Source organism: Streptomyces sp. NPDC004051, assembly GCF_053604275.1.
Genome location: NZ_JBSGHG010000010.1, coordinates 135,751 through 158,481, shown reverse-complemented (window position 1 = coordinate 158,481; position 22,731 = coordinate 135,751). Strand labels below are relative to the sequence as shown.

The following is a 22,731-nucleotide window of genomic DNA, read 5'->3' as shown; positions in this document are numbered from 1 at the left end:
GCGGTGGTGCTCTGCGCCGGCGCCCTGGCCACCCCTCATCTTCTGCACCTGTCCGGCATCGGGCCGTGCGCCGACCTGGAACGCCTCGGCATCCCCCTGGTGCGGGACGCCCCTGCCGTGGGCTCCGGCTTCAGCGACCACCCGCAGGTGGTCCTGGAGTGGACTCCTCGCGAGGCCTGGGGCCCGCCGTCCGGTTCGTGGCTCGGTGGGTGCCTGCACCTCACCTCGCCGGGCGGCGGGCCCGTGGCGCCGGACGGCGGGGAGGGCCCCGGCGATCTGGAGATCCTGCAGTCGCTGGTGCCCATGTCCCGGCTGACCGGGGGCGAGGGCACGGCCGGTGGCCCCCTGCCGTTCCTCGTGTCCGCCATGGCCCCCCGTCCCACCGGCCGGCTGCGCCTCTGCTCGGCCGACCCCGCCGTTCCGCCGCGCGTCGACTACGGCTACCTCGGCCGCCCGGACGACCGCCGCCGTCTCCGGGAGGGCGTGCGCGTCGCCGCGGCCCTCCTCGAAAGTCCGCCCCTCGCCGACGTCGCCCGGGGGCCGGCCGGCCCCGGCCGTAAGATCCTGGACGACGACCGGGCCCTCGACCGGTGGATCCGCGAGCACCTTGGCACCGCCCAGCACACCTGCGGCACGGTTGCGATGGGCCCCGCCGACGACCCCGAGCACGCCGCCGTGGACCAGTTCGGACGCGTCCACGGCGTGCGGGGGTTGGGTGTCGCGGACACCTCGATCCTGCCGGACGCCCCTCACCGGGGGCCCGCCGCCACCGCCGTCCTCATCGGTGAGGTCGTCGCCGACGCCATGCGGCGCTGACGGTCCGCGTCAGGAGCGCAGGAAGTCCGCCAGGCCCTCCACCAACCTGTCGACGTCCCCGGCGTGGGTGTAGGGCGCGAGGCCGACGCGCAGGCCGCCGGTGTCGCCCAGGCCCAGTTTCCGGGAGGCCTCGATGGCGTAGAAGGATCCGGAGGGCGCGTGGACGCCGCGGTCCGCCAGGAACTCGTAGGCGTCCGTCGTGCTGCGGCCGTCGAAGGTCAGCAGCAGGGTGGGGGTGCGGTCGGCGGCGTTGGAGTGGACCGTGACGCCGTCGAGGGTGCTCAGCTCCTTGTCCAACCGGGCCCGCAGCGCTTCCTCGTGCTCCTCGAGCGCCGCGAACCCCGCGGCCAGCCGCTCGCGCCGGGTTCCCTCGGCGTCCGTGTCGAATCCGGCGAGGAAGTCGACGGCGGCGCGGGTGCCGGCAAGGAACTCATAGGGCAGCGTGCCGAGTTCGAAGCGTTCCGGCACCGTGTTCGTGGAGGGCAGGAGCTTGTCGGGGTACAGGGTCTCCAGCAGTTCGGGGCGGGCGGCGAGAACGCCGTGGTGCGGACCCAGGAACTTGTAGGGCGAGCAGGTGAAGAAGTCGGCGCCCAACTGCGCCACGTCGACCAGGGAATGGGCGGTGTAGTGCACGCCGTCGACGTACGTGAGCGCACCGGCGTCGTGCGCCAGACGGGAGATCTCCGCGATCCGGGGACGCGTACCGATGAGGTTGGAGGCCGCGGTCACGGCGACCAGCCGCGTACGCTCCGACAGGACGGCCGCGATGGCGTCGGGGGTCAGTTCCCCGGTGGCCGGATCGAAGTCGGCCCAGCGGACGGCGACCCCCGCCCGGGCCGCCGCCTGGATCCAGGGCCGGATGTTCGAGTCGTGGTCCAGCCGGGTCACGACCACCTCGTCCCCCGGTGACCAGGTCCTGGCGAGGACGCGGGAGAAGTCGTAGGTGAGCTGTGTGGCGCTGCGCCCGAAGACGATCCCCGCCGGATCGGCGGCCAGCAGGTCGGCCATGGCCCGGCGGCTGTCGGTGACGATGGTCTCGGCGTTGCGCTCACCCGCCACGCGGTGGCCGCGGTTCGACAGCGGATGGGACAGGGCGTCGGCGATGGCCCGGATGACGGGCCGGGGTGTCTGTGAACCACCGGGGCCGTCGAAGTGGGCGATCCCGGCGGCCAGCGCGGGGAACTGCGCGCGGATGGCGTCGATGTCGTACGTCACGAGAACTCCCGTTCGGTCACTTGCGCGAAGGTGGTGTGGCCATCGGTGGTCGATGAATCGACGAGTCGGCAAATCGGTGAACCGGCGAATCGGTGAACCGGTGAATCACAGCCTCATGGACACTGACGAGGGTCTCATCCGGCGGCCGCCGGGCTCGATCAGCCCCCGGTCACGGGCGGACGGGGCGACTCGTCGACGTGGAGCGTGAAGACGTCGGGGCGGGCGTAGTGGCCGACGGGGTCGAAGTCGAAGCGCGCCCTGGCGAGGTCGTCGAGGTCGAGTTCGGCCGTCAGGATGCCCTCGCCGTCGCGGAGCGGTCCGGCCAGGACGTCGCCGAGCGGGGAGACGATGACCGAGCCGCCACCGATCAGGACCGTGTCCGGCGCGTCGCCCTGGACGGGGTGGAGGTCGGCCGGCAGGGCGTCGCGGCGCAGGTACTGGCAGGCGCTGAGGACGAAGCAGCGGCCCTCCAGGGCGACATGACGCATGGTGGACTGCCATGCCTCGCGGTCGTCCACCGTCGGCGCGCACCACAGGTCGACGCCCTTGGCGTACATGGCGGTGCGCAGCAGCGGCATGTAGTTCTCCCAGCAGATGGCCGCGCCGAGGCGGGCCGTGCCGGTGTCGACGACGGGAAGGGTGGAGCCGTCCCCCTGCCCCCACAGGTAGCGTTCGGCCGCCGTGGGCATCAGTTTGCGGTGCAGGCCCAGGTAGCCCTCGGGGCCGAAGAAGAGCGCGACGCAGTAGAGGGTGCCGCCGCTGCGCTCGACCGCGCCGACCACGGCGTGGCAGCCGAGTTCCCGGGTGACGGCGGCCAGTGTCTCGACCTCCGGTCCGGGAACGTCGACGGCCGCGGCGTGGTAGCGGCGGAAGAGGTCGCGGCCCGCCGGGGTGCGGCTGCCGACCGTGATGCCGAAGTCCAGTCCCTTGGGGTAGCCGCCGAGGTACGCCTCGGGCAGCACGATCACTCGGGCGCCCCGGCCGGCGGCCTCACGGATGAGTTCCTCCGCCCGCATCAGCGCGGTGGGCGTGTCGAACAGGGGGGCCGCCGCCTGGACGACGGCGACGGTCACGGTGCGACGGGGCAGGGCAGGCGCGACGGGGGCGGCAGCGGTCATGCGTCGACCGTAGGAACCCTCGCCCCCTCCGGCAAACTCATCTTTACGATGATCGACATCTATGAGACCGAATTCCGCAAGGCCGACCTGAACCTGCTGGTCGTCTTCTCCGCTCTGATGCGGGAGCGCAGCGTCACCCGGGCCGCCGCCGCCCTGCATCTGAGCCAGAGTGCGACCAGCGCCGCCCTGGGCCGGCTCCGCGGGCTGTTCGACGACGAGTTGTTCACCCGCACCGGTGGCGGTGTCGAGCCCACACCGCGCGCCGTCGAACTGGCCCGCCGTATCGAGCCGGCTCTCGGGCTGATCCACGGCGTGGTCACCGACCGGGACCGCTTCGACCCCCGCACGGCCCGGCGCGTCTTCACCCTGGGCATGTCGGACGACCTGGAGGCGGCACTCATGCCCGGGCTGCTGGCCGCCACCGCCGGATTGCGGGGCGTCCGGATCGCCGTACGGCAGGCCAACCGGAACACCGTCACCGGCATGATCGACCGGGGTGAGATCGACCTCGGTGTGTCCGCCGCCCCCGCCCACGGGGCCGATCACCGCAGCCACGACCTGTTCGACTCCGGCTACACCTGTCTGTTCGACCAGCGCCTGCTGCCCCTGGGGACCCCGATCACCCTGGAGGACTATCTGGCCCACCCGCACCTGCTGATCTCCTACGACGGCCGGCGCGGCATCGTCGACGACATCCTGGAGGCACGGGGACTGGAACGCCGGGTGATCGCCTCCACCACCCACTTCGCCGGAGCCGTTCTCCACCTTCCCGCCCTGCCCGCCCTGGCCACGCTCCCCTCCCACGCGGCCGCCGTCTACGCCGGGGCCCTGGGTCTGACCGCCTCCCCGCCGCCCCTGCCGATGCCCGACTACACGGTCAGCTCGATCTGGCACGGCACCCTCACCGACGATCCCGCCCATCTGTGGCTCCGCCGCCTCGTCGAGGACGCGGCCCGCGGGGCCCGGCGGTCCTGAGCCGGGCGCCGTCGGGGTGGGCGGGCCGCGGACGGCCACGCGCCGGTCGGGCCGGCGTGGTCACGGGGCCAGTTCCCAGTCCTTGACGTCGGCGAGCGGCCCGAGGGTGTCGGGACGCATCTCGGTCGCGACCTCGAGACCGTCGCGCACCCGGTGGGGCCAGTCCCGCTGCGCGAGGGCGCCCTTGCCGAGCGCGACGACGTCGGCGGCCCCTGAACCCAGTACGGTACGGGCGGACTCAGGGTCTCCCAGATCTCCGTTGGCGATCACCGGCAGCCCGCTGAACTTCTTCGCGAGCTCGGCCAGGGTCTCCGTACCGGTGGGGAAGGCGGGCTCGAGCGCCTTGTGCTCGGTGGTGTGCAGGAAGTGGACGCCGGTGCGGGCCAGGGTGGTGAAGATGATCTCGGCCTCCTCGGCTCCGCCGGCCCAGCGGTGGTGGAAGTCGCTGACCTTGGACTGGGAGACGCGGATGCCGACCGCGATCTCGGATCCCACGGCCTGGAGCACCTCGTCCACGACCTCGGCCGCCAGGCGTACGCGGTTCTCGACGCTGCCGCCGTGTCCGTCCTCGCGCCGGTTGAGGTAGTCGGTGAGGAACTGGTCGAGCAGATAGCCGTTCGCGCCGTGCACCTCCACGCCGTCGAAGCCCGCTGCCCTCGCGCGGCGGGCCGCGTCCGCGAAGCCCCGGCGGATGTCGGCGAGCTCACGGACGTCCAGGGCCCTCGGCGTGGCGTAGGGGCCGCTGCCCCGGTAGAAGGAGAGCTGCTCGCCGCGCGGGGCCACGGCGGAGGGGCCGACCGTTCCCTGGCGGAAGCGGTTCCCCTGGGACTGTGCGCCCGCGTGCATGAGCTGGGCGAACATGGCGCTGCCCGCGGCGTGCACGGCCTCGACCACCGGCCGCCATGCCTCGCCCTGGGCCGCTGTCGCGAGCCCCGGCTGGTACAGGTACCCCTGACTGTGCTCCGTGTCGGGGTAGACGCCCTCGGTGATGACCAGCGCGAAACCGCCACGGGCGAACCCGGTGTAGTAGCGCGCGTTGCGGTCGGTGACCATGCCGTCCTCGGTGGCGCTGATCCGCGTCATGGGGGCCAGGGCGGTGCGGTTGCCCAGGCGGACTCCGCCGAGGTCGAAGGGCGTGTACAGCAGGTCGCCGGTCGCGCCGGGCTGCGGGGTGGGGTCGGTCAAGGGTCTCTCCGTTGCGCCTGGGTCGGGTGCGGCGGTTCTCGACTCGGTCCGGCCGGCAGGGCGCGTGGTCACGCGTGCCCGCACGATCGCGGATCACCGGCGGACCGTTGTCGGAATTTTTTCGTACTACGAGATTCAACGTACCACGGGGCGTAGACTCCTCCCGTGTCCACTCATGCCAGGCGTGCGCCCGCCAAGAAGCCCCTCCCCCACCCCGATCTGCACGAGGTCCCGGTGGAGCTGGTACTGCGGGCCCTCTGCGAGCCGCTGCGGCTGGGCATCGCACGCTCCCTCGCGCGGGCCGGCCACCCCATGAACTGCAGCGCGTTCGGGCTGGCGGTGTCCAAGTCGACCTCGACGTACCACTTCAAGGTCCTGCGGGAGAGCGGCGTCATCTCGCAGTACGAGGAGGGCACCTCGCGCTACAGCGAACTGCGCGAAACGGAGCTGGAGCAGCGTTTTCCCGGGCTGCTGACCGCCATCCTGGCCGCGAAGGAGCCCGCGGCCGCGGAAACGCACTGAAAGTCCGCGCCGCGCCTGCCGTGCCGCACCGGCACCGACCCGGGCACGGCGACGGAACAGCACGGTCACCGCGTCGGCGGCGAGCGCCGGCATCACCCCCGCGTGTGCGCGGCCTCACGGGGCGGTACGCAATTTGACATTAGGTCGACTTATGGATCATATATTTCATGCTTTGGGCATCTATTCATACGACGTGCTGCGCACGGCGTGATCGCCCCCGACCCCGACGTGAATGAGTCAGACCGTGTCCCACCCCGCCGTCCCCGTCCCGCCCGCCGCCGATTCCGCGGCGGAATGGGACGCCTGGCGTGCCGAGCGCCGTCGCGCGCTCATCTCGCCGACGGGAAACCTCGCCCTCGTCGAGACCCGCTGGCTTCCGGCCGGTGAGCGTCCCGATGTCGAGGCGGCCCGGGCGGGGCAGCCGGACACGGTGACCGTCACCACGCTGGAGCGCACCGACCGCGTCACCGGCACGCCCGAGTACGGGCTCCGGTTCTGGGACTCCGCGGCACCGGCCCTCCGCCACTTCGACGGCACCGACGTCTTCCCCCATGACCCGGCATGGGTCCTGGAGGCCTCCTACACACCGGTGCCGGGCGCCCGGCGCGTCCCCTTCGAGCACATCCGCGACAACGGTGGCACCCGTGACCTGGTGGTCCCGGGGGACATCGAGCTCACGCTGGACGGACACACGTACACCCTCAGCGCCTTCGACGACGATGGCACCCTGCTGCTGGTCTTCGGCGACCCGACCAACGGCGTCACCACCTACGGAGCGGGGCGTTTCCTGTTCGTGCGGCGGACGGCGGACGACGACCGCCGGGTCGTGCTCGACTTCAACCGCGCCTTCGTCCCGCCCTGCGGCTTCTCCGACCAGTACAACTGTCCGATGCCGCCGCGGCAGAACCGCTTCCACCTGCCCGTCGAGGCCGGCGAGAAGCTCCCCCTCTTCCGCGACGGCTTCCCGGCGCAGCGCTGATCACCTCCGCTGTCCTTCCTCACCCTCCTCTTCCTCCCCGCAGCACGAAGGCACACCCTGTCATGAGCATCAAGAAGTCCTCCCTGTACGGCACCGCCACCACGGTCACGCTCGCCCTGGCCCTCTCCGCGTGCGGGGGTGGTTCGGGGGGTGGCGGCGCGGCGGGCGGCGCGTACGACAAGGACGCCACCGTCAACATCGGCTCCCTCTACGAGCCGCAGAACCTGGACAACACCGCGGGTGGCGGCCAGGGCGTCACCGAGGCCCTCAACGGCAACGTCTACGAAGGGCTGTTCAAGCTCGCCGACGACGGCGAGGTCGAGCCGCTGCTCGCCGAGGACCACCAGGTCAGCGAGGACGGCCTCACCTACACCTTCACCCTCCGGGACGGTGTGACGTTCCACAGCGGCAAGCAGCTCAGCAGCCAGGACGTCAAGTACAGCCTGGAGCGGGTGCTCGCCGAGGAATCGCAGTCCTCCCGCAAGAGCAGCCTCGAGGTGATCGAGGACATCGCCGCCCCCGACGCCCGGACGGTGAAGGTCACCCTGTCGAAGCGGTCGATCTCCTTCGTCTACAACCTCTCCTACGTCTGGATCATCAACTCCGAGGCGAAGGACCTGAAGACGAGCGAGGACGGCACGGGGCCGTACCGGCTGAAGAAGTGGACGCGCGGATCGGCCCTGAGCCTGGACCGGTTCGGCGGGTACTGGGGTGAGGCGGCGGCCAACAAGCAGGTCGTCTTCCACTACTACAAGGACGCGACCGCGCTGAACAACGCGCTCCTGACCAACGCCGTCGACATCGTCACCAGCGAGCAGTCGCCCGACGCCCTGGACCAGTTCACGTCGAACCCGAACTACAAGGTCAACGACGGCAACTCCACCACCAAGCTGCTGCTCGCCTTCAACGACAAGGCCGAGCCCTTCACCGACGTCAAGGTGCGGCAGGCCGTCTCCGCCGCGATCGACGACAAGAAGCTGCTGGAATCCGTCTGGGGCGGCTACGGCAAGCTCATCGGCTCGATGGTGCCGCCCACCGACCCGTGGTACGAGGACCTCACCGAGGTCGACACCCACGACCCCGCACGGGCCAAGAAGCTGCTGAAGGAGGCCGGCCACGCGGACGGCTTCACCTTCACCCTCGACACCCCCAACTACGACCCGCACCCGACCGCCGCGACGTTCATCAAGTCGGAGCTGGCCAAGGTCGGCATCACCGTCAAGATCAACACGATCACGTCGGACGAGTGGTACACGAAGATCTACCAGAACCGCGACTTCACGGCCACGCTCCAGGAGCACGTCAACGACCGCGACCTGGTCTGGTACGGCAACCCCGACTTCTACTGGGGCTACGACGACAAGCAGGTCACCCGCTGGGTCGAGGAGGCCGAGGAGGCCGCCACCGAGGCGGAGCAGACCGAGCTGCTGAAGAAGGTCAACCGCAAGACCGCCGAGGACGCGGCGAGCGAGTGGCTCTACCTCTACCCGCAGATCGTCGTGGCGAACACCAAGCTGTCCGGCTACCCGCTCAACGGTCTCAACTCGCAGTTCTTCGCCTACGACATCAAGAAGAAGAGCTGATGACGCGGTACCTCCTGCGCCGCTTCGCCTTCCTGCTGGTGTCGCTGGCGCTCGCGAGCGTGGTGCTGTTCGCGCTGCTGCGGCTGCTGCCCGGCGACCCCGCCAACGCGCTCACCACGGTGGGCGCGACCCCCGAGCAGATCGCTGCGGCCCGGCAGTCCATCGGGTCCGACAAGCCGCTGCCCGAGCAGTTCACGCACTGGCTCGGGCAGCTGGCGAGCGGGGATCTGGGAACCTCGTTCGTCAGCACGCTGCCGGTCGGGCCCGAGGTGGCCGCCCGGCTCCACGTGACGGTCCCGCTGACGCTGGCCGCGTTCGTCCTCGCGGTCCTGATCGCGCTGCCGGCCGGGTTCACGGCCGCGTACAAGCGGCACACCTGGTACGGCGGCCTGCTCAGCGGTGTCTCGCAACTGGGCATCGCCGTACCGGTGTTCTGGCTCGGCATGATCCTCATCGCCGTGTTCGCGCTGAACGCGGGCTGGCTGCCGGCCGGCGGTTTCCCGCCGGACGGCTGGTCGCTGCCCGGCGAGGCGATCCGGTCGCTGGTGCTGCCCGTGGTGACCATCGCGCTGGTGATGAGCGCGTCGCTGATCCGGTACGTCCGCTCGGCGACCCTGGACGTCCTGGGCAGTGACTACCTGCGCACGGCACGGGCGCTGGGCTCCTCGTTCGGACAGGCCATGTGGCGGCACGGGCTGCGCAACGCCTCCGTTCCGGTGGTCTCCGTCCTCGGTATCGAGCTGGCGTCCACCCTGCTCGGCGCGGTGGTCGTGGAGTCCGTGTTCGCGCTGCCGGGCCTCGGCTCCCTGCTCGTCACCGGCATCGCCCAGCACGACTACCCGGTCGTCCAGGGCGTGCTGTTCGTCTCCACCCTGGCCGTCCTGCTCATCGGCTTCGCCGCCGACCTCGTCCAGCGGATCATCGACCCGAGGCTGCGCGGCAGCCTCGCGGGAGGTGCCCGATGACCGGGGCCGCCGTCGGACGACGCCGCCCGGTGCGCTCGTACACCCTGGTCACCGGGTGCGTGCTCGCGGGTCTGATCGCACTGCTCGCGCTCGTCTCGCTGGTGTGGACCCCGTACGACGCCGACGACACCTCCGGCGGCCGGCTCACCGCTCCCGGGGCCGGCCACCTGCTGGGCACCGACAAACTCGGACGCGACCTGTTCACCCAGGTGATGATCGGATCGCGGATCGCCGTGGAGGCCGGGCTGGGTTCGGTCCTGATCGCGGCAACCCTCGGAGTCCTGCTGGGGCTGCTCGCGGCCTTCGCGCAGGGCTGGCTGGACGACACCCTCTCCGCGTTCCTCGACATCCTGATCGCCTTCCCGACCCTGCTGCTGGCGATGCTCATCGTCGCCGCGCGCTCGGCGACGCTCGGTTCGGCCGTGCTGGCGATCGGACTCGCGCAGAGCGCGGTCGTGGCCCGGCTCACCCGCATCCTGGTCAAACGGGTCCTGAACCAGGACTACATCACCGCGGCCCGTATCTCCGGCACGTCCTGGCCGCGTACCGTGGCCCGGCACGTCCTGCCCAACATCTGGCCGACCCTCGCGGTCAACCTGGCCCTCCAGTTCGGGCTCGCCGTGCTGGCTGAGGCGGGCCTGTCCTACCTGGGGCTGGGCGCACCGCCGCCCCACGCGTCGTGGGGCCGCATGCTCCAGGAGGCGCAGGCCACCTTCACCACCGCACCGGCCGGCGCGCTCGCCCCCGGCGTTCTGCTCGTCGTGCTGGTCGTGGGCGTGAACCTCGTCGCGGACGGCCTGCGCGACACCCTCGACCCGACGACCCGGCGAAGGCGCGCATGACCCTCCTCGACATCCGCGGCCTCACCCTGCGCACCGCGGACGGAACCACACTCGTCGACGACCTGTCGCTGTCCGTCGCACCCGGCGAACGGCTCGGCCTCATCGGCGAGTCGGGCTCCGGCAAGTCGCTGACCGCGCTGGCGGTCCTCGGCCTCCTGCCGGAGGGCATCACCGCCACCGGCAGCGTCGAGCTCGCCGGGACCCAGATCGTCGGCGCGCGCGAGGAGCACCTCACGCGCGTGCGGGGGCGGGACGCCGCCGTCGTCTTCCAGGAACCGCTCACCGCCCTGGACCCGCTGATGCGTGCGGGCAGGCAGGTCGCCGAACCCCTGCGCAGGCGGCGGGGACTCAAGGGCGCCGCCCTGAGGAAGGCCGTCGTCGACGCCCTGGAACAGGTACGGCTGGCCGAACCCGACCGTATCGCCCGGTCCTTCCCGCACGAGATGTCCGGCGGCCAGCGCCAGCGGGTCGCGCTCGCCATGGCACTGGCCTGTGACCCGAAGCTGCTCATCGCGGACGAGCCGACCACCGCACTCGACGTGTCCGTGCAGGCCGAGATGCTCGACCTGATCGACACCCTCGTGCGGGAGCGCGGCATGGCCGTCGTCTTCGTCAGCCACGACCTCGCCGTCGTCGCCAGGATCACCGACCGTGCCCTGGTCATGCGCGGGGGCCGCGCCGTCGAGGAGGGCACCCTCCTCGACCTCGTCCGCTCACCGGACCACCCCTACACCAGGGCGCTGGTGGGCAGTGCCCGGCGACTGGAGTCCGCCCTGAACCTGGGAGTCGCCCAATGACACCGCCGCCACTGCCGCCACCGCCGCCGGTCCTGGAGCTGAAGGACGTCTCCCTGCACCACCGGGGAAGCGCCACGCCCGCCGTGCGGGACGTCTCCCTCACCGTCGAGGCCGGCCGCAGTCTCGCGCTCGTCGGCGAGTCCGGCGCGGGCAAGACGACTCTGCTGCGGCTGCTCCTGGGCCTGGCCCGGCCGACCCGGGGCACGGTCGGCTTCGACGGCGCCGGACTGAACGTGCGTGACCGCCGGCAGATGCGGCACTTCCGGCGCAGCGTGCAGTGCGTCTTCCAGGACCCGTACTCCTCGCTCGACCCCCGCAGCCGCGTCGGCGGCATCGTCGCCGAGCCGTTGCGTTCCCTGGGCCTCGACTCGAAGGCCACCGCGGCCCCCAAGGTGGCCGAGGCGCTGGAGCGGGTGGGGCTTCCGGCGGACGCGGCCGAGCGCTATCCGCACGAGTTCTCCGGCGGCCAGCGCCAGCGCATCGCGATCGCCCGGGCGACGGTGTGCCGTCCGCGGGTGCTGCTGGCCGACGAACCCGTCAGCGCGCTGGACGTCACGACGCGCGTCGCCGTGGTCGATCTGCTCGCCGAACTGCAGCGGGAACAGGGGCTGACCGTGGTCATGGTCTCCCACGACCTGTCGGTCGTGGCGTCCCTGTGCGAACGCACCGCCGTCCTGGAACGCGGTCGGGTCGTCGAACAGGGGGACACCGCACAGGTGTTGGGCTCCCCCGCGCACCCGTACACCCGCCGGCTCCTCGAGAGCGTGCCGCGGCTTCCCGTGTGAGACGCGGGGAGCCGCCCGGTCCGGTACCGCGGCATCCCCGTTCCGGCCTTCCCTTGCGCTCCCGCCTGTCCTGGTCCCGTGCCCGGTGCGCAGACCCGGCACCGGGGCAGCCGCACGCCGGACAGGGGGAAGTCGGCTGATGAACTGGATCTGGTGGGTACTCGTCCTCTTCTGGACGGGCGGTTTCGCGTGGGCCGCCGACAACGTCCGCACCGCGCTGCGCAACCGGCACGAGCGCAAGCTCGAACTGCTGGAGGCGGCGAAGCAGGAACGACTGGCCGTCGAAGCGGCGCACAAGCCCCCGGAACCGGTGTGCGGGTGCACCCACCACCTCGCCAAGCACGACAAACAGGGGCGGTGCCACGAACGCGTCGAGATACCGACGGCTTGGGACGAGAACAAGAAACCGTTGCGTTACGAGGCCGGGGAGTGCAACTGCCGGCAGTACGTCGGTCCCCAGCCGCTGTCCCAGGTCTACGCGGAGGAGTTGACGGACCGGGCCTGAGGGGGTCGCCCAGGCTCCGGGCCATAATGATCGCCCCGGAGCGGACCGCGACCGACGCGGGTGATCAAGTGAGGCGATGCGGCAGTGTGGCCACGTGTCGACGGTATGCGCGCGATGGAACTCGGTACCCCCGATGACCTGCGGACCGAACTGAACTCCCTCGTCCTGGCCGGCCGGAAGACCGCCACGACCGGTCTGTTGGCGGAGTACGTCGAGGAGACCGAGGGTCTGGAGTTCGTCGGTGAGCGGTTGGCCCTTGTGGACAACGGCGGCCGTGCCGTCGCCACCATCGAGATCACCGGGGTGGAACTGACCTCCTTCAGCGAGGTCACCTGGGAACACGCCGCCGCCGAGGGCGAGGGAGACGCCTCCCTGGAGGAGTGGCGCGCCGGGCACCGCCGTTTCTGGGAGCGCGAGGGCACTCCGGTTCAGGACGACACGCCCGTCGTCTGCCTGGCTTTCCGCGTTGTCCCGACACGTTCGGGGCCGCTCATGGCTTGAGTGAGCCGGCGGTAGTACTCCCTGGGCCGGGTCTCGAAGTCCACCCACGCGGACAGCCCGTCCGGACCACTGTCCGGTCCTCGCAACAGGTCGACGGAGGCCTGGGCGAACTGCCGTGCCATGCCCACCTGTTCGGCCTCGGCCAGCAGCACACGCAGCTCGGCCACCGCGTCCCGGGCTTCCTGGCGCTCTTCCCTCCCCGCCCTCAGCATCTGCTTCCAGCCGGACGCCGGTGCGGCGGCGGCCAGTACCGGATCCAGTCGCGCGGTCAGTTCCCTGCCGGCCTCGGCCGCGTGCCGTACCGTCGGCCCTGCCTCCACCAGCACCCGTAGAGCGACGACCAGTGCCGTGGTCCGCGGCTCGGGTCGCCCCGCATCGATCCGTACCGCCGCCGCCTCGTGCACCTCATCGGCGATCCGCCGGGCGGCGGCCACGATCTGCCCCGCAGCCGGTCGTCCCACGCCGGGAATCTGCGCCAGCCGCCACACCCCGGCGTCCAGCACGTCCCGCACGGTGCGGACCCCGCCCTTCTCCAAGTCCTTGGCGCGCGCCCGCACTCCGGCCGTCCTCGGGAGCCGGGCAACCGGGATCCGGCTCAGCTCACCGTCCACCAGTTCCCGGTGCAGCGGGGCCCAGGCCGTCCGCACCGCTTCCACGGCCCGCCCATGGTCCTGGGCCACCAGCGCGGCGGCCCCCCTCAGCCGCGTCGCCGCGCGGACGACCTTCGGGTCCGCACCGCGTCCCCGGTTCATCGCGTCGACGTTCCCGCCGACGAGGGCGACGATCGTCAGCAGCAACCCGACGGTCACCAGCGCGTCGGAGAGCCCGATCCGCTCCCCGATCTCGTCGCCCTGCTCCAGTGAGTACAGCTCGCCCTTGTCCGCGCCTTCGACGATCACGAATCCGGACTCCCAGCCGTGGCCGGAATCCGTGTCGTAGTGCGGTGCCTTGAGGATCGGGTCCCGCTCGGCATCGCACAGGTACGGCGCTTCACGCTGTCGGTGTTCGAAGGGATCCGTCCACCGGACCGTGCACTGCCCGTCGGGCTTCTCGTCGAGCACGGTCAAATCGATCTGCTGGGTTTCGGGGTACTCCGGAGCAGCGGCGTAAACACCGAGGGAGCTCGCGATCAGCGTCAGGCCGCCGACCAGGAGCCATCGGAAGAAGTGCGCGTACCGCATGCGGTCACCCCCTGTGTCCTCTCCGGGGTCCGCCCCGGGGAGGGTCAGTCTGCGTCGCAGCGGGCCGAACCGGAAAGAACCCGAACGGGCAACCGTACGGCTCTCCTTCCTTCCTGCTCCCGGCAATTCGGCGTCACGAAGGACATCGGGCCCTTTCGCGCAGCCGACGGTGCGGGCCGTGTCCCGGGGCCCGGGCACCCCTCGGGTCCCGGGCCCCGGGGGCGGGCTACTTGCTGACGGCGAAGCGCATCAGGGCGTGCTCGTCGCCCTGCTTGATCTTGCCCGTCTCATTGATCACTTCGAGCTTCCACGTGCTGCCGACCCGGATCGCCTTGGCGACGGCGCAGCCGTTGTCCTGGGTGAGCATGCTCGGCCAGATGTCGGCGACCTGCTGGGAACTGCCTCCGGTCGCGTCGTAGACCTTGAAGCTGATGTTGCGTGCCTTCTGGAAGGAACTCCCCTTCTTGTAGGCGGCGGCGATGAACACGATCGACGTGATGTGGGGCGGGATCCGGGCGAACTCGACGGTCACGGTCTCGTCGTCGCCGTCCCCGTGCCCGGTCTGGTTGTCGCCGCTGTGCACCAGGGAGCCGTTGCCCATGGGGTCGAGCGAGTCGAGGCCGGCGAGGCGCACCGGGTCCCCGCCGTGCATGGCGATGGCGATCAGGTCGAGGTCGGTGCCGGTCTTGTGGCGCAGCTTGCCCAACAGCCCGCCGCTGCTGCCCGCGGTGGGGTCCCAGGAGGCTCCGATGGACAGGTGGGTCACTCCGTCCAGGTCCGCCGGGCCGTCTTCCTTCGTGAGCGTGATCATGCCTGGGTCATCCTTTGCGAAGAGGGATTACAACCACAGAGTCTGCCTGGTGCCCCGGTGGTTCCCGGTGAGGGGTCCCCTACAGGCACATATGACCTCTCTCGACCGCTCTTCGGCCTCCGGCCCGGTCGCGATGCCCGCTTTGGTCAACCCCGGTCGGCCGGGGCGCGCGTCACGTCGTGGTGGCCGCGCAGATGACGGGCCGCCTCGGCCGCGCCGGCCCCGCTGATCAGCACCGCGCCCCCGGGCGCCCGGCCGTCCGGCACGCTGTCGCCGGGAGGGCTCCCGGCGCCGTGCAGCACCGTCGCCCGCACGGCGCCGGAGGCGAGGGTGATGCCGAGGACGCGGTCTCCCGCGGGGTCGGGCAGGGTGACGTGCAGGGAGGCGTCCGGTGCCGCCCTGGCCGCGGCGGCGCACCAGACCGCCGCCGCGGCCAGGTCCCAGCCGCCGGGCAGCTCGACGGAGACGGTGGTGTCCGCACCGCTCAGTGGCCGCCAGCCCCTGGGCCGCGCGCCGCGTTCTGCCGCCGCCCGCCACAGCGTGTCCAGGTCGGCCGCGTGCACGGTGCGGCCGACCCGGTCGCTGAGCAGATATCCCGCGGAGAGCCAGGACTTGACCCGCAGTCCGGCTCCGGGGTCCAGGAGCTGTCCGGTCCGTGCCGCCCGGTCGGCGAGGACCGGCCGGGTGGGCGGGGCCAGCACGTCCTCCCAGCGCGGCGCGGAACGGCCACCGCCGCAGGCTCCGCACATCGGAACTCACCCGCCTCTCACGGACTCGGAACGCAGGGCACCCGCCGCACTCACGGCATGACGTCGCCGCTGTTGGGGCCGAGGGTCTGCCCCACGTAGAGGTTGCCACCCGGGTCACTGGCCAGCAGGACGGCGGTGGGGGCGACCTCCGTCGGGACCCCGAAGCGGCCGAGGGGCAGTTCGGCCTGCTTGGCCCTCTTCCAGTCCTCGCTGATGCCGTCCACCAGCGGGGTGAACACCGGGCCGGGTGCGATCGCGTTGACCAGCACCCCCTTCGGGCCGACCTCCCTGGCCAGCGCCTTGGTCAGGCCGATGACGCCGGCCTTGGCCGCCGAGTAGTGCACCAGGCCCTCGCCGCCCTTGAGGCCGAGCTGGCTGGCGATGTTGATGACCCGGCCGCTGCCGCGGGCGACCATGTGCGGCACCGTCCAGCGGCAGCACAGGAAGACGCTGCGCAGGTCGATGGCTATCATCTCGTCCCAGGTCTCGACGTCCATCTCGACCAGCGGTACCTCGGTGAGGATGCCCGCGGAGTTGACCAGGACGTCGGGCGCGCCCAGGGCGGTCACGCAGCTCTCCACCATCTGCCGGGTCTGCTCCGCGTCGGTCACGTCGACGACCGCGGTGGCCGTCTCCGTGCCCTGCGCCGTGAGGCGCTCGGCGAGTGCGGAGAGCCGGTCGGCGTCGCGGTCGGCCAGGAAGAGCCGAGCGCCCTCGGCCGCGTAGGCCTCGGCGATCGCCGACCCGATGCCGCTCGCCGCGCCCGTCACCAGCGCGACCTGTTGTTCGAGGACTCCCATGCCGTTCACCTTTCTCGCCGCGGCCCTGTCCGCTGCCGTTTTCGTTCACTGCTGCCTGATGTCCTGCCGCTCGGCCCGCCGCCGCCCGGCCCGCCGTCAGTCGGTCACTCCGGCCAGCGGACCGTGAGACCGCCGTCCACGATCAGCTCCTGGCCGGTGATGTACGCGGCGTCGTCACTGGTGAGGAAGCGGATCGCGCGGGCCACCTCGTCGGCCTCGCCCACCCGGCCCGCGGGGATGCTCCGGCCGGCCTTTTCGAGCCCGGCGGGTCCCAGTGAGTTCTTCTCGTCCAGCGACTGCGGGGTCTCGATCAGCCCGGGAATGACGGTGTTGACCCGGATGCCGCGCGGGGCGAGTTCGGTCGCCAGCGACCGGCACAGTCCCAGTACCCCGCTCTTGGCTGCGGCGTAGTGGGCGTGGTCGTCCCAGCCGTACACCCCGCCGGCGATGGAGGAGACCGCCACCATGGAGCCGGGGCCGGTCATCACGGCGGCGGCGGAGCGGAAGGTGCGCAGCACACCGGTCAGGTCGACCGAGAGCATGTCGTTCCAGGCGTCGTCGTCGAGGTCCGCCAGGGCGGCCCGGCGCAGGACGCCGGCCCCTGCCACCGCGATGTCCAGCCGCCCGTACGTCTCGACGGCGGCCCGGGCGAGGGCGTCGACCTGCCCGCTGTCCCGGACGTCGACCGCGACGGCGGTGCAGCGGCCGCCTGCGGCTTCGACCTGCCGGACGGTCTCGTCGGCGCTGTGCGGGTCCTTGGGGTAGAAACCGACGACGCTGTGGGCCCCGGCACGGGCGTAGGCGACGGCCAGGGCGCGGCCGATGCCGCTCGCACCGCCGGTGATGACGGCGACCTTGCCGGCCAGCCCGTCGTCGCGGGCCGGCGCGGTGAGCTCGGTGGAGGACATGTCCTGCCTTTCGTGGAGTTCCCGGTGCGTGGCGGGTGCGGGCCGCCACGCACCGGGAAGGGGGAGGGGAAGCGGTCGGCTCAGTTCGCCGCGGCCGCGGGCGCGGGCTCGTCGTCCGTGTCCTGGCTGACCTTGTTGGCGCCGAGCATCAGCACGCCGGAGAGGAACATCCCCAGGGCGCCCGCGACGAACGCGGCCGTGGTGGCGCTCGCTCCGAGGCCGATGACCGCGCTGAGCAGTGCCGAGCCGGCGACCGCGCCCGCGGGGCCCATCACGTGGGCGGTGTTGGAGCCGATGCCGCGGACCCGGGCCGGGAACGACTCGCCCATGTAGAACACCATGGCGGAGTACGGGCCGAGGAGGAAGAACAGCCCCAGGGCGTACATCGGGATGACGTACGCGGCGCTGTTCGGTCCGAAGAGCATCGCCGTCATGATGACGCCGCCGATGGTCCAGCCGACGATGATGGTCGTCCGCCGGCCGATCCGGTCACCGAGGTACCCGTGGGCGAGGTAGCCGAGGAAGCCGGCCAGGTTGGCCAGGATGAGCACGACCAGAGCGCTGGAGAACGAGACGCCCTTGCCGTCGGTGAGGATGGTGGTGCCCAGCACCGAGAAGACCTGGATTCCCATCCAGTTGAACAGCCACGCTCCGGACAGGCACAGGGTGTGCCGGCGCAGGTCCGGGGCGAAGAGCTGGCGCAGACCGGACTCGTCGTCCCGGCTGATGTCGAGGTCGTACAGCTTCGCCAGCTCGGTCGCGTCGGCGTCGCGTCCCTCCTTGCGCAGTTCGCGCGTCCGCTTGAGGGCGACGAAGGAGGGCGACTCACGGAGCTTGGACCCGGCGACGAGGATGACGACGACCGGGAAGGTGGCGAGGAGGAAGATCCAGCGCCAGCTCATGACCGGCAGCAGCACGGCAGCGAACGCCGCGGCCAGCAGGGCGCCGACCGGCCAGCCGCTCTGCACCAGGCTGAACATGAAGCCGCGGCGCCGGCTCTTGCCGTACATCTCGTTGAGGTAGACGCCGTTGACGACCTCCTCGGAGTAGCCGAGGCCGGAGACGGCCCGCGCTCCGATCAGCGAGGCGGCACCGCCGACCAGGGCCGTGAGGCCGGAGGAGAGCGCGGCGCCCGCCGTGGTGACGATCAGGCTCGGCTTGCGGCCCCAGCGGTCCAGCATCGGTCCGACCAGCAGGGACACGACGAAGGTGCCGATGGTCACGCCGGTGGCGATCGCCGTGGCCTGCCCGGTGCTCCAGCCGAACGACTCGGAGATCTTCGGCAGCAGGGTGCCGAAGAGCACGAAGTCGTAGACGGAGAAGACCCAGGCCAGGAAACAGACCACGGTGGTGGTCGTGATGGTGCGCCGGCTGAGCGTCGGGGGGCCCTTGAACAGGACCTCGTCCGAGGGTGCTCCGCTGCGCGGCCATTCGTTCTCGTGGGCTATGTCGGTCTGCTGCACGGTGGTCATCTGCTGTCCCCCTTCTGGCGCGGGTTGCGGGCGGCGAAGTCGTCCGCGATCTGGTCGAAGGTCACCCAGCGGACGCCTTCGTGGGAGTTGATGTGGTCGATCAGCCGCTCCAGCATCAGCAGCACCTGGGGGCGGCCGGCCACGTCGGGGTGGATGGTCATGGTGAAGGCCGCCTGGTCCATCTCCCGGTACACCCAGTCGAACTGGTCGCGCCACATCTCCTCGATGTCACGGGGGTTGACGAAGCCGTGGCTGTTCGGGCTGGCCTTGATGAACATCATCGGAGGCAGGTCGTCGAGGTACCAGTTGGCCGGGATCTCGATGAGGTCGGTCTCCTGGCCGCGCACCAGCGGCTTCATCCACTGGTCGGCCGGCTTGCTGTAGTCGATCTTCGTCCAGGTGTCGCCGACCCGTACGTAGTACGGCTCGAAGTCGCGGTGCATCAGGGAGTGGTCGTACTTGATGCCTCGCTCGAGCAGCAGCTCGTTGGTGACCGGGCTGAACTCCCACCAGGGCGCCACATAGCCGGTCGGACGGCGGCCGGAGCGGGTCTCGATCAGCTCGATGCAGCGGTCCAGGACCGCGGCCTCCTGCTCCCGGCTCATGGCGATCGGGTTCTCGTGGCTGTAGCCGTGCACGCCGATCTCGTGGCCGGCGGCGACACAGGCGTCGAACTCCTCCGGGAAGGTCTCGACGGAGTGGCCGGGCCAGAAGAACGTCTGGGTCAGGCCGCGGCGTCGGAACAGTTCCAGCAGGCGCGGTACGCCGACCTCGCCCGCGAACAGACCGCGGGAAATGTCGTCGGGCGAGTCCTCGCCTCCGTAGGAGCCGAGCCAGCCGCCGACTGCGTCGACGTCCACTCCGAAGCCGACAAGGATTTCCTTGGTCATCGACATCTCCTTTGATGACGTTCTGAGGATGGGATGGGATGGGATGGGTGGTTGGGTGAGGGGGTGTCAGTAAGCCGGATCGGGTCGGGTGGTGCGCGGCCCTCGGCTCAGGAGCCGGGCGGCGGGTCCTCTCCGGCGAGCCAGGCGCGGACCAGGGCTTCCGGGGAACGGCCCGGTACGGCGCTCGCGGCGGCCAGCAGCAGCCGGGCCTGCCAGGGGCTGAGGTCGTCGGCGAACACGGCGCCGGCCCGGTGGAGTTCGGTGCCGCCGCCCGCGTAGAGGGGTGCGACGGGGCCGGAGTGCACCCGTGAGCAGATCAGCACCGGGTGGCCCGAGGACACCGCCTCGGCGACCGCCTCGACCATTTCCGGCCCGGCGTTGCCCGCGCCGACCGCCGCCACCACGACCCCCGCGGCGCCGGCGTCCAGGCTGGCCCGGACGAACAGCCCGTCCGCGCCGGGGTAGACCGGCACCACGTCCACCCGGGGCAGGTCGGGGAGGTCGAGGTCGAGGGGGAACCGCGGGCGGGCCCCCGGCTGTGACAGCGGCACCACGCGCCCGTCCACGATGCGGAGCGCCGGTCCGCGTCCGGGCGCGGTGAAGGCGTGCGCCGACATGGTGTCGCTCTTGCGCACCCCGCGGGCGGGGAAGGCGAAGCCGTCGAAGACCAGCAGCGTGCCCAGCCCCCGGGCCGCGTCGTCGGCGGCCACGGCCAGGGCGTCACCCAGGTTGACCGGACCGTCCGCGGCGCGGTCGTCGAAGGGGCGCTGGGCACCGGTCAGCACGATCGGCCGCGGGTCGTCGAACGCCAGGTCCAGCAGGAAGGCGGTCTCCTCCATGGTGTCGGTGCCGTGCGTCATCACCACCCCGTCGGCCCCGCCGTGCAGCGCGTCGCGCACCTCGCGGGCCAGCGCCAGAAGGTCCGCGGTGCCGAAGGCGTAACTGCCCCGGGTGACCACGTCCCGCGTGGCCACCTCCGCGCCGGCCGGCAGCGGACCGACCGACGCGACCAGCTCCTTCGCGAGCACGGTCGCCCGGCGGCCCTCCGCCCCGCCCCGGCTCGCGATGGTGCCGCCGGTGGCCACGACCTGGATTCGACGCATGAACCCTCTCTTCGCCGCGTTGCAAACGATTGCGGTGAGGCTACGCAAACGATTGTGCTTTGGTCAATGGTTGTCGGACACTTGTCTGGCCGGAGTGTTCGGGGATGTGCGAGGCTCAAGGGCGCCAGGACGGCGAACAGTCCTCCGCGTCGAGCGGATGCGAACAGGGGCCAACAGGATCCGAGGACGTCCGGGCGGAATCCGATCAGGTTTCGAGAAGAGGGGCAGCGGGAGTGGAGCGAAACGGAGCACGGGCGGGGGCCGGTGCGCAGACCGGTCGTGCCCCGGTCACCCTCGCCCAGATAGCCCGGCAGGCGGGCGTCCACGTCTCCACGGTGTCACGGGCGCTGAGCCAGGACGACAGCGTGCGGGGCGGGGTGGCCAGCGGGACCGCCACGCAGATCCGGGCGCTCGCCGAGGAACTCGGTTACCAGCGGGACCCCGCCGGGGCCGCGCTGCGCACCGGCCGCTCCCGGATGCTGGGGGTGCTCGTGCCCCGGTTGACCGACATCGTGCTGGCCACCGTGTACGAGGGGATCGACGCGGCCGCCGCGGCCGCCGGCTACCACACCGTGGTCGCCAACACCGGCGACGACTGCGAGATGCAGCGGCGCCGGGTCGACGCGCTGCTCGCCCGGCGCGTGGACGGCCTGGTGCTCGGGGACGCCCGCTCCGACTCCGACCTCGTGGCCGAGCTGGCCGGTCGGCGCATTCCCCTGGTGCTGGTGTCCCGCCGGCTGCCGGGCAGGGTGTCGGTGACCACCGACGACGTCCGCGGCGGACGGCTGGCCGGCGAGCACCTGCTCGGCCTCGGTCACCGGCGGGCCGCGGTGGTGGCCGGAGAGCCCTACGCCAGCACCGGGGTCGAACGCACCCGGGGCTTCCTCGAGGCCTTCGCCGAGGCAGGTCTGCCGATACCGGAGAGCCATGTCGTCCACTCCCGCTTCGACGTGCCCGGCGGCCGGGCCGCCGCCGAGCACCTGCTGAGCCTGCGGCCGATGCCCACCGCGGTCTTCGCGGTCAACGACTTCGCGGCGGTCGGCGTGATGGCGGCGGTCCGGGACGCCGGCCTGACCGTCGGCCGGGACGTCGCGGTCGTGGGCTACAACGACGTCGCGCTGGCGGCGGCCCTCCCGGTGCCCCTGACCTCCGTGCGCTCCCCGATGTACCGGATGGGCGAACTGGCGGCGACGACGCTGGTGAACATGCTCGAGGACAAGCCCGGCCGCTCCCGGCGCCTGCGCCCCACCCTCGTGGCCCGCGCCTCGACCCTCGGCGTCGCCCCCCGGGAGTAGGACCGGTCCGGCGGATCATGCCGCAGGCGCGGGATGCGGCACGCACCCCGCCGGCCTCTTCGGGCAGGGCCCCAGCGGTCGTCGCAGCCGGGAGCCGGAGCCGCCCCGCCGGAAGTCGGCCCCGGGCCCCGGGCGAGCCGGACCGTCCGGAACGGAGGCCGGGGCAGCCCGCACCGGCCACTGGCGGCGCGTGACAGCAGAACGCCAGCGGGATGCCAGCGGGAGACATGCCGAACGGTGAGCGGGGGCCGCTGGAATGGTCCCGTACCCACACGGCGGAGGCAGCCGGCCACGGCGGTCCGCCCCGACCCATCGGGAGTCACCATGAACAAGGACCTGAGCACCCTCGCGGACGAGATCCTCGAGCTCGAGGCCGAGACCTTCGAGATCTCCGACTACTCGGACGCCAGCGAGGTCGTGCTGGCCGGCTGCACCAGCACCAGCTCCACCTCGACCTCCAGCTCCACCTGCAGCACCACCTCCTGCTCCGCCTGACGCACGTCCGGCACAGCAGACGCCCGGTCGGCGCCCCTCCCCTCAAGGGGCGGGCTCCGGCCGGGTTTTCGCCGTGCCCGCCCGGCCGCGCGGCCGGACACCTGCGCTGCCAGGGCGGTGACGGTCGCCGCAAACCTCATGTAGGTGAACCCCTACAACCGCGTGCTCGCTTTGCCGGAAGCGTCCGTTCCGGGCCGGCCGCGACAGCACCGTTTACCAGCAACAAGGCTGTCTTTAGC

Annotated in this window: 24 protein-coding genes; 13 read left to right on the top strand and 11 right to left on the bottom strand. The window is 71.7% G+C overall.

What is annotated here, in order from left to right; genetic code table 11:
• Positions 1 to 3 precede the first annotated feature (3 nt).
• Positions 4 to 816: a GMC oxidoreductase gene (locus tag ACWEQO_RS14090; protein ID WP_452982597.1), complete on the top strand. Its 813-nt coding sequence runs from the start codon at positions 4 to 6 to the stop codon at positions 814 to 816.
• 9 nt (positions 817 to 825) lie between these two features.
• Here ACWEQO_RS14090 and ACWEQO_RS14085 read toward each other — a convergent pair whose 3' ends face one another.
• On the bottom strand, positions 826 to 2,031 hold the full coding sequence (locus tag ACWEQO_RS14085; RefSeq protein ID WP_452982594.1) for a cysteine desulfurase-like protein: 1,206 nt from the start codon (positions 2,029 to 2,031) through the stop codon (positions 826 to 828).
• A 158-nt stretch (positions 2,032 to 2,189) separates the two neighbouring features.
• Positions 2,190 to 3,149, bottom strand: coding sequence for a nitrilase-related carbon-nitrogen hydrolase (locus tag ACWEQO_RS14080; RefSeq protein ID WP_452982591.1), 960 nt, complete (start codon positions 3,147 to 3,149; stop codon positions 2,190 to 2,192).
• A 48-nt stretch (positions 3,150 to 3,197) separates the two neighbouring features.
• On the opposite strand from ACWEQO_RS14080, the gene ACWEQO_RS14075 reads away from it, so the two are divergent.
• Positions 3,198 to 4,124 (top strand): LysR family transcriptional regulator, encoded by a 927-nt coding sequence (locus ACWEQO_RS14075; RefSeq protein WP_452982588.1) that lies wholly within the window; start codon positions 3,198 to 3,200, stop codon positions 4,122 to 4,124.
• A gap of 60 nt (positions 4,125 to 4,184) precedes the next feature.
• Here ACWEQO_RS14075 and ACWEQO_RS14070 read toward each other — a convergent pair whose 3' ends face one another.
• Positions 4,185 to 5,309, bottom strand: coding sequence for an oxidoreductase (locus ACWEQO_RS14070; RefSeq protein ID WP_452982585.1), 1,125 nt, complete (start codon positions 5,307 to 5,309; stop codon positions 4,185 to 4,187).
• A 165-nt stretch (positions 5,310 to 5,474) separates the two neighbouring features.
• Between ACWEQO_RS14070 and ACWEQO_RS14065 the strand changes: the two genes are divergently transcribed.
• From ACWEQO_RS14065 to ACWEQO_RS14025, 9 genes are all read left to right on the top strand, one after another.
• On the top strand, positions 5,475 to 5,831 hold the full coding sequence (locus tag ACWEQO_RS14065; RefSeq protein WP_452982582.1) for an ArsR/SmtB family transcription factor: 357 nt from the start codon (positions 5,475 to 5,477) through the stop codon (positions 5,829 to 5,831).
• 232 nt (positions 5,832 to 6,063) lie between these two features.
• Positions 6,064 to 6,810 carry a DUF1684 domain-containing protein gene (locus ACWEQO_RS14060; RefSeq protein WP_361458457.1) on the top strand — a complete coding sequence of 249 codons (747 nt, stop codon included), beginning with the start codon at positions 6,064 to 6,066 and terminating at the stop codon, positions 6,808 to 6,810.
• A 62-nt stretch (positions 6,811 to 6,872) separates the two neighbouring features.
• A complete protein-coding gene (locus ACWEQO_RS14055) occupies positions 6,873 to 8,393 on the top strand; it encodes an ABC transporter substrate-binding protein (protein ID WP_452982579.1) in 1,521 nt (506 codons plus the stop codon).
• A complete protein-coding gene (locus tag ACWEQO_RS14050) occupies positions 8,393 to 9,358 on the top strand; it encodes an ABC transporter permease (protein ID WP_361458453.1) in 966 nt (321 codons plus the stop codon). The genes ACWEQO_RS14055 and ACWEQO_RS14050 overlap by 1 nt, the downstream gene beginning before the upstream one ends.
• On the top strand, positions 9,355 to 10,200 hold the full coding sequence (locus ACWEQO_RS14045; protein WP_452982575.1) for an ABC transporter permease: 846 nt from the start codon (positions 9,355 to 9,357) through the stop codon (positions 10,198 to 10,200). The genes ACWEQO_RS14050 and ACWEQO_RS14045 overlap by 4 nt, the downstream gene beginning before the upstream one ends.
• A complete protein-coding gene (locus ACWEQO_RS14040; RefSeq protein WP_452982572.1) occupies positions 10,197 to 10,997 on the top strand; it encodes an ABC transporter ATP-binding protein in 801 nt (266 codons plus the stop codon). Before ACWEQO_RS14045 ends, ACWEQO_RS14040 begins: the two co-directional genes overlap by 4 nt.
• On the top strand, positions 10,994 to 11,782 hold the full coding sequence (locus ACWEQO_RS14035) for an ABC transporter ATP-binding protein (protein ID WP_452982569.1): 789 nt from the start codon (positions 10,994 to 10,996) through the stop codon (positions 11,780 to 11,782). The genes ACWEQO_RS14040 and ACWEQO_RS14035 overlap by 4 nt, the downstream gene beginning before the upstream one ends.
• Before the next feature lie 139 nt (positions 11,783 to 11,921).
• Positions 11,922 to 12,287, top strand: a complete 366-nt coding sequence (locus ACWEQO_RS14030) for a hypothetical protein (RefSeq protein WP_452982566.1) — start codon at positions 11,922 to 11,924, stop codon at positions 12,285 to 12,287.
• Positions 12,288 to 12,401: 114 nt separating this feature from the next.
• Positions 12,402 to 12,788, top strand: coding sequence for an ASCH domain-containing protein (locus ACWEQO_RS14025; RefSeq protein ID WP_452982563.1), 387 nt, complete (start codon positions 12,402 to 12,404; stop codon positions 12,786 to 12,788).
• Here ACWEQO_RS14025 and ACWEQO_RS14020 read toward each other — a convergent pair.
• The 8 genes from ACWEQO_RS14020 to ACWEQO_RS13985 form a co-directional block, all read right to left on the bottom strand.
• Positions 12,716 to 13,969 (bottom strand): helix-hairpin-helix domain-containing protein, encoded by a 1,254-nt coding sequence (locus ACWEQO_RS14020; protein WP_452982560.1) that lies wholly within the window; start codon positions 13,967 to 13,969, stop codon positions 12,716 to 12,718. The two genes, ACWEQO_RS14025 and ACWEQO_RS14020, sit on opposite strands and share 73 nt — an antisense overlap.
• Positions 13,970 to 14,195: 226 nt before the next feature.
• Positions 14,196 to 14,780 (bottom strand): TerD family protein, encoded by a 585-nt coding sequence (locus ACWEQO_RS14015; RefSeq protein ID WP_361458439.1) that lies wholly within the window; start codon positions 14,778 to 14,780, stop codon positions 14,196 to 14,198.
• Between the two features lie 146 nt (positions 14,781 to 14,926).
• Complete coding sequence (locus ACWEQO_RS14010; protein WP_452982557.1) at positions 14,927 to 15,529, bottom strand: hypothetical protein; 603 nt, start codon at positions 15,527 to 15,529, stop codon at positions 14,927 to 14,929.
• 50 nt (positions 15,530 to 15,579) lie between these two features.
• Complete coding sequence (locus ACWEQO_RS14005; RefSeq protein ID WP_452982554.1) at positions 15,580 to 16,329, bottom strand: SDR family NAD(P)-dependent oxidoreductase; 750 nt, start codon at positions 16,327 to 16,329, stop codon at positions 15,580 to 15,582.
• 104 nt (positions 16,330 to 16,433) lie between these two features.
• The gene (locus ACWEQO_RS14000; RefSeq protein WP_361458433.1) at positions 16,434 to 17,237 is read right to left on the bottom strand and encodes an SDR family NAD(P)-dependent oxidoreductase; all 804 of its coding nucleotides are present in this window, start codon (positions 17,235 to 17,237) and stop codon (positions 16,434 to 16,436) included.
• Between the two features lie 80 nt (positions 17,238 to 17,317).
• Positions 17,318 to 18,709: an MFS transporter gene (locus ACWEQO_RS13995; protein ID WP_452982550.1), complete on the bottom strand. Its 1,392-nt coding sequence runs from the start codon at positions 18,707 to 18,709 to the stop codon at positions 17,318 to 17,320.
• Positions 18,706 to 19,599, bottom strand: a complete 894-nt coding sequence (locus ACWEQO_RS13990; RefSeq protein ID WP_361458429.1) for a polysaccharide deacetylase family protein — start codon at positions 19,597 to 19,599, stop codon at positions 18,706 to 18,708. The genes ACWEQO_RS13995 and ACWEQO_RS13990 overlap by 4 nt, the downstream gene beginning before the upstream one ends.
• 107 nt (positions 19,600 to 19,706) lie before the next feature.
• The gene (locus ACWEQO_RS13985; RefSeq protein WP_452982546.1) at positions 19,707 to 20,702 is read right to left on the bottom strand and encodes an asparaginase; all 996 of its coding nucleotides are present in this window, start codon (positions 20,700 to 20,702) and stop codon (positions 19,707 to 19,709) included.
• Positions 20,703 to 20,935: 233 nt separating this feature from the next.
• Between ACWEQO_RS13985 and ACWEQO_RS13980 the strand changes: the two genes are divergently transcribed.
• Positions 20,936 to 21,997 carry a LacI family DNA-binding transcriptional regulator gene (locus tag ACWEQO_RS13980; RefSeq protein WP_361458425.1) on the top strand — a complete coding sequence of 354 codons (1,062 nt, stop codon included), beginning with the start codon at positions 20,936 to 20,938 and terminating at the stop codon, positions 21,995 to 21,997.
• Between the two features lie 324 nt (positions 21,998 to 22,321).
• Positions 22,322 to 22,492 (top strand): thiazolylpeptide-type bacteriocin, encoded by a 171-nt coding sequence (locus ACWEQO_RS13975; protein WP_031128743.1) that lies wholly within the window; start codon positions 22,322 to 22,324, stop codon positions 22,490 to 22,492.
• The last annotated feature ends 239 nt before the right edge of the window (positions 22,493 to 22,731 follow it).